Source organism: Pedobacter sp. TM02 (assembly GCF_059705275.1).
The window spans coordinates 830,150-844,089 of record NZ_AP046530.1; the positions used below are offsets into that span (position 1 = coordinate 830,150).

Genomic DNA, 13,940 nt, shown 5'->3' on the forward strand with positions numbered 1-13,940 from the left:
CTAAGCCACTCAAAAAATACTTGAAATTATTTTTAATCCGATTCGTTTGGAATCGGATTTTCTTTTATCTTTGAAAAACTACCCTGTTCAAACTACAGACAGGCAGGGTTAAAAAAGAGATTCAAAACAACCAAATATAATTTCTAGCCTCTGGTGCAATTGCATTAGAGGCTTTTTAGTTTTGGGTTATTGGATCAGTTGACAGTTTTCAGTTCTCAGTTGATTGTTTTCGGTTAACAATCTAGCAGTGAACGAACAAGTTAATGAACCAATGAACTGATGAACCAATAAGCTACTTCTTCTTCACCCGCTTTAAAATCATCAAACTCAAGGCATTGGTAGGGTAGCCGCTGATGTTGTTCTGGAGCATCACTACCGATTGGTCGTACAGCAAAGGCACTACCGACGAATACTGCATCACCATGTTGTCCATTTTGTAGTAAAGCTCGTAGCGTTTTTTAGGGTCGCTTTCGTAATAGCTCTGTTCAAACAGCTTGTCGAATTCATCGTTGAAATAGCCCGTGTAATTGGGGCCAAAAGGAACGCGGTTTTTCGAGTAGAAAACAGAAAGGTAATTTTCGGCATCGGGATAGTCGGCTATCCACGAACCCCTAAAAAAATTGACCTCGTTTTTGGCCATCATGTCGCGCAGACTTGCATTTGGGCTCACATCTACCTTTACCTTAATGCCGATGCTGTTTAGTTCGCCTTGTACAAACTCGATCAGGTCTTTGTAAGTGGTTGAAGTGCTGAGCGTAACTTCGGGCATGCCTTTTCCGTTGGGGAAACCCGCTTCGGCCAATAGTTTTGCCGATAGCGCCGGATTGTAGTCGTAGCCCTTTACGCGCGTGCTGTCGAAACCGGGCATGCCTTTGGGCACAAAACCGGCGGTTGCGGGCGTACCAATGCTGTTTCTCAGGTATTTGATCAGTTTTGGACGGTCAATGGCATAGTTAATGGCCTGCCGTACTTTTTGGATGCGTAAGGGTGATTTCCTGACGATGGCCTTGGAGGTATCGACCAAGATGCCGATATATTCGGTACAGAGGTAGGGGCCTTTAATCAGTTGGAACTTGCCTTTGTACTTGCTGGTCATGTGGCCACTCTTGGTCAGGATGTCGTCGCGGTAGCTGCCGTCTACGCTGTTAAAAAAATCGAGATCTTTTTTGATGAAATTCATAAAAGCGCTCTGCTTATCGGTAATGAAAGTCACTTTTACGGCATCGAGGTAAGGCAATTGCTGCGTGCCGTCCTTCTCCCAATAATTTTCGTTCTTAACCAGTACCAAAATCTCGTCTTCCTTCCAGTACTTGAATTTGAACGGGCCCGTGCCTACCGGATGGCTCCTGAAATCCTTGCCATAATGCTCAACCACTTCTTGGGGCACCACCGAGCAGTATTGGGCAGTTAAAAGGTTCATGAATGCCGGAAAAGGCTTAAGCAGGATGATTTGGAAGGTGGTGTCGTTCACAGCCTTAAAGCTGGTCGAATCCTTTACCTTGTCATTAAAGATCCATCCTCCCGACGAAGCTACCTTGGGGTCGATGAGCCTGTTAAAGCTATAGACAAAATCTTGGGCTACTACCTTTCGGCCCTTGCCGTTTTTAAACAGGGCATCGTCCTGAAAAAAAACGTCGTTGCGGAGGTTGAAGGTGTAAACCAGCCCGTCGTGCGAGGTAGTCCAGCTTTTGGCGATGCAGGGCACGGTGTTCAGTTGCCGGTCTACCTGTACCAGGCCATTAAAAATCTGGTTAATCATCCAGATGGCATTCTGGTTGCGGGCAAAAGCCGGGTCGAGCGAGGTTACATTTTGGTCGAGGTTGATGTTGAACACCTTTTTGTTGTCGTTTTCGGGCTTGCCTTTGCAGGAAACCAACAAAAGCAGGAGGAAAATCCAAAATATATCGCTTATAATTCTACGCATCGGTTGAGGAATACTATTTTTGTACAAATTAATAAATAAATTCAGATGTCTTTTTTAAATGAGTTGATAAATAGTGAAAATGACCCCGTTCTGCGCGAAGAGTTGCAAGAACGCGTGGATATAGTAGCCCATAAAATCAAGTTTATTGAACAGGTGCCTGTAGTTTGTTTAGACCTGGGCAATAATCCGAGCCTGTTGTTGGCCGAAGAAATGAAGGCGGCTGGAGGAATGCTTGAAACCGATGTGCTGGGCGCTGTTTATATCATCTATTACCAGCCCAACAAAACGTTGACAGACCTGATGCGCGAAGTGCCGGCCCTATTGGATAGGGAATGGCAGGCCGTAAAAAACGGGCGTGTTATTTTGCTGAACGACGATGCCGAAAGGCAACGTACACCCGAAAATGCCATCACTTTAATAGAAGACATGGCCGAAATGATCCATCCTGGGCATTTTATCTTTGGCCACGAAGGTTCGCGCTGGATCAGGTTTTCGGTTTAGCGAGGCGCTGTAAGGTTGCAAGGCCTGGTGCTGTAAATGAGGCGAGCTTGCTGTTGCGAATCGCAATGTAGTCAGGCGGTTGTTCTTGTAAACCACAAGTTCTTGGTGATTAGTCTAGGCATTTGGCAATTAATACCCCTAAAATTTAACAAACTTATCCATTTGCTCGTTGGTAAACTTGAGCGTATCGGCTTGATAGAGATTGCCGGCTTCGTCAAGTTCGTTTTTGATGCTCGAAATGTGCAGGCGCAAAGGCATGACATGAAGATGCAGGTAGGCGCAAACCCCGTTAAAATGCTCTATGCCCCTGATGTTGCCGTATTTGCCCGATGAAACGCCCACCAAACAGGCTTTCTTGTCGTAGAAGCTTTCGGGAAAAGTACAGGCGTCGATAAAGGTTTTGAGTACGCCCGGAAAGCTGCCGTTGTATTCGGGTATGATGAACAGGAATTTGGAAGTAGCCGATACCAGTTGCTGTATTTCTTCAAAAGCCGCACTTCTTTGGCCATAAAGATCCGAACTGATCAGGTCGGCAGGCAGGCGCTGCAGGTTGAGCAACTCGGTTTGCAATCCCTTTTTAGCCAGCTCTTTCTGGTAATATTGGGCCACTTTCAAGGTATTGCTTGCAGGCCTGTTGGTGCCGGATACGATGGTAATCATGCTGAAATTGTTGATAAGATGTTCAAAACACTTATGGCTAGGCTACTAATATTCTGATTTAGTTTGTATCTTAGCTAATTGTTAAAAAGTGCCTAAATCGATACAAAAATAGCATTTTTTAAAGATTTTTAATTGTGAAATAAAGCCATGTCCAATTTTGGCGATTTTTAGAAAGATAGATGAGTAAAATTATTGCTTTAGCAAACCAAAAAGGAGGCGTAGGTAAAACTACCTCGTCTATTAATTTAGCTGCCAGCTTAGCGGTTTTGGAATTCAAAACGCTATTGGTTGATGCCGATCCGCAGGCCAACTCTACATCGGGTATAGGTTTTGATCCACGAAATATCAAAAACAGCATCTACGAGTGCATCATCAACGATGTAGAGCCTCAAGATGCCATCCTCAAAACAGATACCCCTAACCTCGATTTGTTGCCTGCCCACATTGATTTGGTGGGTGCCGAGATAGAGATGATCAACCTGAGCAGTCGCGAGTACAAAATGAAGGCCGTGCTCGACAAGGTGAAAGACCAATACGATTTTATCATCATCGACTGTTCGCCGTCATTGGGCCTGATTACCATCAACTCATTAACCGCTGCCGATTCGGTTATCGTTCCGGTACAGTGCGAGTATTTTGCGTTGGAGGGACTGGGCAAATTGCTGAACACAATTAAAATCGTTCAAAACCGTTTAAATCCTGCACTGGAGATTGAAGGGATTCTGCTCACCATGTACGATGTGCGTTTGCGCCTGTCTAACCAAGTGGTTGAAGAAGTGAAAACCCACTTCCAGGACCTGGTTTTCGATACCATCATCCAGCGCAATACGCGCTTAAGCGAGGCGCCTAGCTATGGCGTATCGGTAATTATGCACGATGCCAACTGTAAAGGGGCAATTAACTATTTGAACTTGGCCAGGGAAATTGTTCGCAAAAACGGTTTGTTAGCCGACGAAGAACAAAATGTAGATACGGCAACCATATAAATTATATAGATGACATCTTTTCAGCGAAAAACAGGTTTAGGAAAAGGATTAAGTGCGCTCTTAGATGATAATGATTCGGTAAACCAGCCAAAAGCGGTGGCCGAAGCGCCGGCGCCAACCTTGTTGGCCGGTAACATTAGCGAAGTTAATATCAACGACATAGAAACCAACCCTTATCAGCCACGTACGGAGTTTGATCAGGTGGCTTTGAACGAACTTTCGGAATCGATCAAGGTACAAGGACTGATCCAGCCCATCACCGTGAGGAAGCATGGCGATAAATACCAGCTCATTTCTGGAGAACGCAGGCTAAGGGCTTCGAAACTGGCCGGACTGGCACAGATTCCTGCCTATATCCGCGATGCGGATAACCAACAGATGTTGGAAATGGCGTTGATCGAAAATATCCAACGCGAAAACCTGAACGCCATTGAGGTGGCACTCAGTTTTCAGATGATGATTGACGAGTGCAATCTTAAGCCCGAGCAGTTGGGCGACCGTGTAGGCAAAAACCGCACCACGGTAAGCAATTACCTGCGTTTGCTCAAATTGCCTCCGGTAATCCAGGCTTCCATTCGCGATGGCAAAATATCAATGGGCCATGCCCGCGCGCTCATCAATGTAGAAGAGGCCGAAAAACAGCTGTTCATCCATCAGGAAATCCTCGACAAAGGCCTTTCGGTACGCAAGGTAGAAGAATTAGTACGCAGCATCAACCATGTACAGGTTAAACCCAACAAGGCTAAGCCAAGCGGGGTTTCTTTCGAGTACCAAAAACTGCAAACCGATCTGGCTTCTAAATTTGCAACCAAAGTGAAGCTTAAAGTGAACGAAAATGGCAAAGGCGCCATCGAAATTCCTTTTGTATCGAATGACGACCTGAACCGTATTTTGGAACTTTTAGATTGGTAATGCGGCGCATTTTGCTTTTGATGGTTCTGTTTTTTGCTTTTGTAGCTGCAAAGGCACAAGACCCTATAGCCAAAAAACCGAAAGATACGCTCAAAAGTAGGACCGATACCATAGACACGGAGCCCAAATACATCAATCAAGGTAAAATTGCAGGAAAAAAAGCTTTTCATCGCTCGCTCATCTTTCCGGGATTGGGTCAGATGTACAATTATGGCCTGGTTGTAGACGATATAAGGAGCGGCAGGGTAGAAGGAAGCAAATTTTGGCAAAAAACCTATATCCTGGCTAAATTGGGCGCTATTTATGGTGGAGGTACAATGCTGGTTATTTCTTATATGGACAATAACAAAATGTACCGTAAGTTTCTGGCCGAGCTTCAATACAGGCAGCTGCATAACAACAAACCCGATCCGAACGGCGGCTTAAGCCAATATCCCAATACCGACGCATTAACCATAGCTAAGAACATTTATAAGCGTAACCGCGAAATCGTACTCATTTCATTGGTGGGCCTGTACGGATTGAGCGCTGTTGATGCCTATGTAACCGCCCGCCTCAAATACTTCAACGTAGACGAAACCCTGTCGTTTAAAGTAGCGCCTTCGTTTATCAGCCCCAATACCATGTACGGGTTCAATTCGCCCGCTCCGGCATTAAAGCTGGTTATTAAGCTATGAAAAACAAAGAGCTGCGGCTCGATGCTTTAAAGTGCAAAACAGTTTCGTTACCTTTAGCCCGTTGGGCATACAACAAGCCGATCGATAAAATAAAATTAGTATAAATGAAAATTGCATTATTGGGTTATGGCAAGATGGGCCAGATTATAGAGCGCTTTGCCATAGAAAGAGGACACGAAGTTGTACTCAAAATAAGCATCGATAACTTAGAAGACCTGAACAAAGCCAACCTGGCCCAAGCCGATGTGGCTATAGATTTTAGTGCGCCAGGTGCCGCGGTCGATAATATCTACAAATGTTTTGAAGCCCAGGTGCCTGTTGTAGTAGGTACTACCGGCTGGTATGGCAACCTGCAGCAACTCAAAAACGACTGTGCGGCCGGCGACCATACCTTGCTGTACGGCTCTAACTTTAGCATTGGCGTTAATATTTTCTTTCACCTCAACAAGGTATTGGCCAAGCTCATGAACAACTATCCGGCTTACGATGTACAGGTAGAAGAAATACACCATACCCAAAAGCTCGATTCGCCAAGCGGTACGGCCATGACCATTGCCGAAGACATTATCGAGGCAATAGACCGCAAATCCGAATGGCTTAACGAAGTGATCGGTACGCCCATTCCAGATGTGGTAAAAAACGAGCAGCTGCTTATCGAATCGCACCGTATCGAAAATATTCCGGGTACGCACACCGTGGTGTACAGCTCGGAGGTTGACGATATCGAGATCAAGCATACGGCGCACAGCAGGGCTGGTTTTGCCTTGGGTGCCGTAATCGCGGCAGAGTGGTTGCAAGACAAGAAAGGCTTTTATAGCATTGCCGATATTTTTAATTTTAAAGCCTAACAAAGATGAATTGGAAGTTTTGGAAAAAAAATAAAGGCACCGAGCCCAAAAAGAAAAAAAGCAAGGCCCGCGAGTGGACCGATGCCATCATTTTTGCGGTAGTGGCGGCCACCATCATCAGGGTGTTCTTTATCGAGGCCTACACCATCCCTTCAGGCTCGATGGAGCGTTCGTTGCTGGTAGGCGATTTTCTTTTCGTGAGCAAGGTCAACTACGGCGCCCGCATTCCGATGACCCCCATTGCCTTCCCTTTTGCGCACCATACCATGCCCCTTACCGGCACCAAAGCCTATTGGGATGGCGTGCAGTGGAAATACAGGAGGTTGCCGGGTTTTCAGGATGTCAAACGCAACGATGTTGTGGTGTTTAACTTCCCCGAAGGCGATACTGTAGCACTCGAAAACCAAAATGCCAGTTATTACGACTTGGTACGCAATTCAAGTTGGAAGGAAGTCAACAGTCAATATACGATTACCAGCAGGCCAGTCGACAAGCGCGAAAACTATATTAAGCGCTGCATTGCCATTGCCGGCGACGTAGTGAGCATGAAAAACGGCATCGCTAATGTAAATGGCAAAGACGAACCCCTAAAAAATACAGGCATGATGCCTTATTTGGTTAAGTTTAAGTCGCCAGAAGTAAACATGCAGGTATTGGAAAAATTAGGGTTCGCAACCAACGAAATTACGCCAACTCCTGCGCCGAATACTTTTAGCGTTAATGCCTCGGCACTCATGATTGACGAGTTGAGGAAGCTCGACTTTGTAGAATCGGCAATGATGGATCCGGCTTTGCCAACAGATACCGAATTGGGAGGCATATTTCCACATGACCCAAACCGAAATTGGAACAGGGATAATTTTGGACCGATTAAGGTTCCGGCCAAAGGCTGGACCGTTCAGTTAGACAGCAATACCATGCCGCTGTACTATAGGGCCATTCGCACCTACGAAGGCAATACAGTAGAAAAATCGGGCAACGACTGGCTAATCAACGGCAAAAAAGCAACTTCTTATACTTTTAAGATGAACTATTACTGGATGATGGGCGATAACCGCCACAATTCGGCCGATTCGCGTTATTGGGGTTTTGTGCCCGAAGACCACGTAGTTGGCAAGGCCCTGTTCATCTGGATGAGCTTTGACAGTTCGGGTTCATGGTTCAGCAAAATACGCTGGAGCCGGATTTTTAAAGGCATCAACTAATTAACTATTAAAAATTACAAAGCATCGCGCCCAGGCGGTGCTTTTTTTGTAATAGGGCACCGATGTAACAAAATAAAAATGTCTAGCTCTAAAATGTTTAAAAAAGTTTAATTTAACCCTGTCTTTGAATAAAATAATGTAAAACGACATGAATTGGAAATTTTGGAAAAAAAATAATACAGGCGAGCCCAAAAAGAAAAAAAGCAAGGCCCGAGAGTGGACTGACGCCATCATTTTTGCAGTAGTGGCCGCCACCATCATCAGGGTATTCTTTATCGAAGCCTATACCATTCCTTCGGGTTCGATGGAGCGCTCGTTGCTGGTAGGCGATTTCCTTTTCGTGAGCAAGGTCAACTACGGCGCCCGCATTCCGATGACCCCCATTGCCTTCCCTTTTGCGCACCATACCATGCCCCTTACCGGCACCAAAGCCTATTGGGATGGCGTGCAGTGGAAATACAGGAGGTTGCCGGGTTTCCAAAACATCAAGCGCAACGATATAGTCGTGTTCAACCTTCCGGTTGGAGATACGGTAGCCCTCGAAAATCAAGACGTCAGCTATTACACTTTGGTAAGACAAATGGGCTGGAAGGCCGTCAATAATCAATATACCATTATCACCAGGCCGGTAGATAAGCGCGAGAACATTATTAAGCGCTGCATCGGCATTGCCGGCGATACCATTAGCATGAGCAATGGCCTGGTTGTGGTAAATGGCAAGCCTGAGCCTTTGGCCAATGCCGGAAAAATGCCCTACAAAATAGAGTTCAGCACGGCAGAGGTAAACGTAAAGGTATTGACCGATTTGGGCCTCGAAGGCTCGATGATAGGCCCGAATAGTTATGGCGCTTTTGCAACGGCCGAAATGATCACAAAGGTAAAGCAACTGGATTTTGTAAAATCCGTAGCGCTTGATGTGGCCGCGCCAGGTGTTGACGATGGCAACCTGTTTACCTATGATCCTAACCGGAAGTGGAATATTGACAATTTCGGGCCGGTTATCGTGCCTAAAAAAGGATGGACAGTAAAGTTAGACAGCAATACCATGCCGGTTTATTACCGTGCCATCAGAACCTACGAAGGCAATAAGCTGGAAAAGGTAGGCAATGTGTGGATGCTGAACGATAAACCTGCCACCGAATATACTTTTAAAATGAACTATTACTGGATGATGGGCGATAACCGCCATAATTCTATCGATTCGCGCTTTTGGGGCTTCCTGCCTGAAGACCACGTGGTTGGCAAGGCCCTGTTCATTTGGATGAGCTTTGATAGCGAAGGCTCATGGTTCGGCAAAATACGTTGGAATAGATTGTTTAAAGGCATCCACTAGCAGAGACCTTTAAAGAAATAGCAAGAAGCCATCCTGATCATCAGGGTGGCTTCTTTTTTTTATGGCTAAGTTTTTAAATCTTTATAATTTTTTTAAAAAGATTTGTATTGTTAATTATTTATTTAGTAAGTTTAATGTTACATCCCCAATAAACATGACTGTAACAACAAAAGGACAACAGCTTAGGGCTGATATTATTAAGCAACTTTATTATAGAAAAGCACTTTCCCTGACCGAAATCAGCAAGCGTACCAAGAAAAGCCTGCCCTTGATTACGGCTACCGTAAATATGTTGATCAAAGAGCAATATATCATTGAACAAGGTTTGGCGCCATCAACTGGTGGGCGCCGGGCACAAACGTTTTTGCTCAATCCAAAGAAAGAAAAATATGTGGTTGCAGTGGCCATGGATCAGCTTACAACCAGAATGGTGATTTACAACCTGGCCCAAGAAATCGTAATGCCCGTTAAAAATCTCGACCTTGACATTCAGGATCAGGAGGCGGTAGCTAAGCTTAGCCGGTTTATCAATCGGCAGATTGAGGCCACAGGTTTGGCCAAAAACCAGATTTTAGGCGTAGGCATCGGTATGCCCGGCTTTGTCAACATTACCGAAGGCATCAATTATTCGTGCCTTAAGCCTGCAGATGGCTCCAATTTACGCCAATACCTAGCCCAGGCTTTGGGCCTTCCGGTACACATCGACAACGATTCGAGTTTAATTGCCTTGGCCGAGCTCAATTTTGGGGTGGCCCGCGACAAAAAAGATGTGCTGGTGGTTAACATTGGCTGGGGTACAGGCTTGGGTATGATTGTAAATGGAAGCCTTTACCGTGGCAGCAGCGGGTATGCAGGCGAATTTAGCCACATTCCATTGTCAAAAACCTCCAACCTGTGTTCTTGTGGCAAAGTAGGTTGCCTTGAAGTAGATACCTCGCTTTTGGTGATGGTAGCCAATGCAGAAAAAGCTTTGGCCGATGGCTCGGTATCAATCATGAGCGAGCTGTTTAAAGACGAACAAAAACACAGAGCCGATCATTTTTTGGATGCGGTTGTGAAGCGAGATCCCCTGGCCATCGCTATTTTATCAGATGCCGCCTTTCAGATCGGCAAGGGCCTGGCTACTTTAATCCATATCATGAACCCCGAAAGCATTGTATTGAGCGGTAGGGGTGCCAAAGCCGGAAAAATGCTGTTGCCGGCCATAGAACAGGCTATCAACGAATTCTGTATTCCGCGTATAGCCGAAAAAACAACGATTGTCTTGTCTAAGCTTATAGAAGATGCCGAATTAATGGCTTCGGCAAGCTTGGTGATAGCCCATAGCCTTTTTAACTAGAGAAACCGATTTTTTAACATTTGACCATCCCTTAATCACGACAACCATGCCAACTTAGAACACACACTAACCCAATAAAAACTAAACCAGTAAAACTATGAAAAAAATCTATCTAATGTGTTTAGGCATACTCCTGCTGGGCGGCTTAGCCACGGCAGCTTATGCACAAAAAACCGTTACGGGAACGGTAAAAGATCCAAGTGGCGAAACGCTGCCAGCCGTTAGTATTCAGGTCAAGAATACGCCAAAAACAACCAGTACCAATGCCGACGGAAATTTCTCGATTTCGGTATCAGAAAGTGATATTCTGGTATTCAAGTACATTGGCTACAAGCCCAAGGAAGTAACGGTAGGCACCGCCAACAACTTAACAGTAATGCTGGAATCGGCTACGAGTAACCTCGACGAGGTCGTGGTAACGGCCCTTGGCGTAAAGCGCGAAAAGCGGGCGTTGGGCTATTCAACGCAAAGCGTGGCTGGAAAAGACCTCACCATTGCCCAGGCGCCAACCATTGCCCAGGGTTTAATGGGCAAAGTAGCTGGTTTGCAGATTTCGCAATCGGCCGGAGGAGTTGAAGGCGGTTCGGCAAGGATTGTGGTGAGGGGCAACACCTCTTTAACCGGCGATAACCGTGCCTTGGTTATTGTAGACGGGGTAGCCATCAATAACGATCCGCTGAACAATAACGGCAACAACAATGCCTCGAGAAGCATGGGCTTAACCCAAGATAAAAACCAGGATGTGAGCAGTTACAAAGACTGGGGCACAGGCATGAACTTTATCAATCAGGAAGATATAGAAGATGTAACGGTTTTAAAAGGGCCTGCAGCGGCCGCTTTGTATGGTGCCAGGGGAGCAAATGGCGTCATCTTGATTACCCGTAAAAAAGGCGGCGCCAAAAAAGGGTTGGGTGTTGATTATAGCTTCAGCACGCGAACCACCAATCCTTATCAGTACATGGATTTTCAAAATGAATATGGCGCGGGATTGCGCAGTTCTATGTGGACTGCCAACGAGAGCAAAAGGTTCAAAATTAATGGGGCCGGCCAAAGAATCCAAACTGGCCTATGGTCTGCCGCAAGTGGAACCGACTACGTGGGCGGCGCATTCAATAGTTTGCCATACAATAACGCCATGGATGCCTGGCAATATTTTTCTTTCCCTAGTGCACTTTCTTGGGGACCAAAATTTGATGGCCAGCCCATATTGTGGTACGACGGCGTGCAACGCCCTTACAGTGCCGTTGAAAACGACTGGAAGCAGTTTTTTCCAAACGGATTTGTTCGACAACACAATGTGGCCCTGTCTGGCGGTAGCGATTTAGGCTCCTTGCGCTTTTCTTACACGCGAGATGAGAGCGATGCCAATATATTGAACAGCAATTACAACAGCAATATCTTTAATTTGGGTTCATCGGTTAAGGTAAGCAATAGGTTAAGAGCCGAAGTTACCGGAAGCTATGTAAACTACACGCGATTAAATACCCCTACCATAGGTGGTGGCTATGGGGTGGGCTTGGCTTATGGTGCGCAGCGAGGTTATGATCCGGCGGTAGAGAAACTGAATGACTTTAAGGCCGACGGTTCGCAAAACGATGTAAACAACAGGTCTAATTTTCCTACAAATGCGCCAGCTTATCCTTTTGATGGAGGCTATCTGACCAATTCCTTTTGGAATATCTACAAGAACAACAGTACCTTAAACAGAAACCAGTTTATCGGTGGCGCCAAAGTTATAGCCGACGTTACCGATTGGTTAACCATGATTGGCCAAGGTGGCATCGACAATTCGAACGATGTGATACAAGTCAAAAACTATCCAACCAATGTTCAGGGTACAAAAGGCTCTTACCAAGAAGCACAGGCCAAATTGCTGAGCCGTACCATTACAGGTTTTCTAAAGCTGCACAAGGATAATTTCTTCCTCGACCAATTTAATGCGGCTTTGACGCTGGGAGGCGAGTCGTATTACCGTAACGACTATACAACTTCTGGCAGAACCAGAGGAGATTTTATCAGGCCTTTTATCTTTTCCGCCAACAACGGCAATATAGCTGAAGATTGGAGCGACTATGTGCCTGAAATACGCTACCAAAAGCAGATCAATTCTACCTTCGGTTTCTTAGACCTGTCTTACAAAAACTACTTGTTCTTAAATGTAACCGGACGTAACGACTGGTCGTCTACCTTGGCCTCTAACTATAACTCTTATTTTTATCCGTCGGCAAGTTTGAGCTATGTATTTACCGATGGCATTCCAAAGTTGCAGACGGCATTGCCTTGGCTAAGCTTTGGTAAATTGGGCTTATCGTTTGCCGAAACCGGAAGCGATACCGATCCTTATACCATTTACAACCTGCTCAATACAAGCCAATACAATGGACAGGCTTCGCAAACATTCCCAGATGCCTTAAAATATGAAGGTGTTAAGCCACAGCGTTCGCGCAATTACGAGTTGAATCTGAGCCTTGGTTTCTTAAAGAACAGACTCAACTTGACGATGAGCGCCTATACCATGAAAACCTTTAACCAGATCTTGACCAGTGCCCTGCCAATGTCGTCGGGTTATTCGTCTATTGTAATCAATAGCGGTTCTATCGGCAATAAAGGCTTCGAGTTTACCATCAATGCCACACCAATCGCAAATAAAGACTTTACTTGGAATATTGCTGTAAACGGCGCCACATCCAGGTCTAAAGTGTTGGCATTGGTTGATGGCATCAACGAATTGCAGCTAGGTAACCTGTTTGGCGGTTATGGCATTTCGCAGCGGGTTAAGGTGGGAGATAACTACGGAACCATTTATGGCAAGGACTTCAAATACCTGAACGGCAAAAAAGTTGTGAAAGATGCCGTTGACAACCTCGGTAATAAAATGACCTTTACCGATCCGGTTAGCGGCAAAACCTATACTGCAGGTACGCAATGGGTACTGACCGATTCTGAAGTGCCAATCGGCAATTCGCAGCCTAAATTGACCGGAGGCATCAGCAATACCTTCAGCTATAAAGGCTTTTCGCTCTATACTTTGGTTGATGCCAAGATTGGCGGCGACAGCTTTTTCGGCACCTGGAGTGCAGCCATGGGCAACGGTTTGCTCAAAGAAACCACTAAAGAGCGCGATGGGGGCGGTTTGCCTATAGTTTATCCTGATGGCAGTGTTGGCAACAACGGTATTGTTTTCGACGGCGTATATGCCGATGGCACACCAAATACCAATGTGGTTAATCCGGCCTGGTACTATTTGGGTACCTATGGCTCTTGGAACCACTTCGGTTTGCCACGTTCGGCTTCTGTTTTTGAAAATACCTGGGTTAAGCTCCGCGAGGTAAGCCTAACGTATACTGTGCCTGCAACTTGGGTCAGAAAAACCAAAGTATTGCAAAACCTTAGTGTTTCATTAATAGGCCGTGATTTGTTTTATATCTACACAACCGCGCCAAAAGGCACAAATCCTGAGGGCGTGGCCGGTATTGGCAATATGCAGGGTATAGAATACTCGTCGTTGCCAAGAGTAAGGTCGTTTGGTTTGTCTGTTAAAACATCATTTTAATC

General features: G+C 45.6%; 11 protein-coding genes. 9 read left to right on the plus strand and 2 right to left on the minus strand.

The annotated features are described in order from the left end of the window. Nucleotides 1–292: 292 nt before the first annotated feature. Nucleotides 293–1,924, minus strand: a complete 1,632-nt coding sequence (locus AC6H1S_RS03620; protein ID WP_497565150.1) for an ABC transporter substrate-binding protein — start codon at nucleotides 1,922–1,924, stop codon at nucleotides 293–295. Between the two features lie 45 nt (nucleotides 1,925–1,969). Here AC6H1S_RS03620 and AC6H1S_RS03625 point away from each other — a divergent pair, with 45 nt between their 5' ends. Continuing rightward, the gene (locus tag AC6H1S_RS03625) at nucleotides 1,970–2,425 is read left to right on the plus strand and encodes a hypothetical protein (RefSeq protein WP_497565151.1); all 456 of its coding nucleotides are present in this window, start codon (nucleotides 1,970–1,972) and stop codon (nucleotides 2,423–2,425) included. Nucleotides 2,426–2,563: 138 nt separating this feature from the next. Here the strand turns inward: AC6H1S_RS03625 and AC6H1S_RS03630 are convergent, their stop codons facing one another. Next, nucleotides 2,564–3,085, minus strand: coding sequence for an NADPH-dependent FMN reductase (locus tag AC6H1S_RS03630; RefSeq protein WP_497565152.1), 522 nt, complete (start codon nucleotides 3,083–3,085; stop codon nucleotides 2,564–2,566). A 179-nt stretch (nucleotides 3,086–3,264) separates the two neighbouring features. On the opposite strand from AC6H1S_RS03630, the gene AC6H1S_RS03635 reads away from it, so the two are divergent. The 8 genes from AC6H1S_RS03635 (at nucleotide 3,265) to AC6H1S_RS03670 (ending at nucleotide 13,938) form a co-directional block, all read left to right on the plus strand. Continuing rightward, on the plus strand, nucleotides 3,265–4,071 hold the full coding sequence (locus AC6H1S_RS03635) for a ParA family protein (protein WP_199140238.1): 807 nt from the start codon (nucleotides 3,265–3,267) through the stop codon (nucleotides 4,069–4,071). Nucleotides 4,072–4,080: 9 nt separating this feature from the next. Beyond that, nucleotides 4,081–4,983, plus strand: a complete 903-nt coding sequence (locus AC6H1S_RS03640) for a ParB/RepB/Spo0J family partition protein (RefSeq protein ID WP_199140240.1) — start codon at nucleotides 4,081–4,083, stop codon at nucleotides 4,981–4,983. A gap of 20 nt (nucleotides 4,984–5,003) precedes the next feature. After that, a complete protein-coding gene (locus tag AC6H1S_RS03645; RefSeq protein WP_199140242.1) occupies nucleotides 5,004–5,660 on the plus strand; it encodes a DUF5683 domain-containing protein in 657 nt (218 codons plus the stop codon). A gap of 104 nt (nucleotides 5,661–5,764) precedes the next feature. Beyond that, entirely contained in the window at nucleotides 5,765–6,508 is a 744-nt protein-coding gene (dapB, locus tag AC6H1S_RS03650) for a 4-hydroxy-tetrahydrodipicolinate reductase (protein ID WP_199140244.1), read from the plus strand. 5 nt (nucleotides 6,509–6,513) lie between these two features. Next, complete coding sequence (gene lepB / locus AC6H1S_RS03655; RefSeq protein WP_199140246.1) at nucleotides 6,514–7,713, plus strand: signal peptidase I; 1,200 nt, start codon at nucleotides 6,514–6,516, stop codon at nucleotides 7,711–7,713. Between the two features lie 148 nt (nucleotides 7,714–7,861). Further along, the gene (gene lepB / locus AC6H1S_RS03660; RefSeq protein WP_497565153.1) at nucleotides 7,862–9,046 is read left to right on the plus strand and encodes a signal peptidase I; all 1,185 of its coding nucleotides are present in this window, start codon (nucleotides 7,862–7,864) and stop codon (nucleotides 9,044–9,046) included. A 154-nt stretch (nucleotides 9,047–9,200) separates the two neighbouring features. Further along, nucleotides 9,201–10,385, plus strand: coding sequence for an ROK family protein (locus tag AC6H1S_RS03665; protein WP_497565154.1), 1,185 nt, complete (start codon nucleotides 9,201–9,203; stop codon nucleotides 10,383–10,385). A gap of 97 nt (nucleotides 10,386–10,482) precedes the next feature. After that, nucleotides 10,483–13,938: a SusC/RagA family TonB-linked outer membrane protein gene (locus AC6H1S_RS03670; protein WP_497565155.1), complete on the plus strand. Its 3,456-nt coding sequence runs from the start codon at nucleotides 10,483–10,485 to the stop codon at nucleotides 13,936–13,938. Nucleotides 13,939–13,940: the final 2 nt, after the last annotated feature.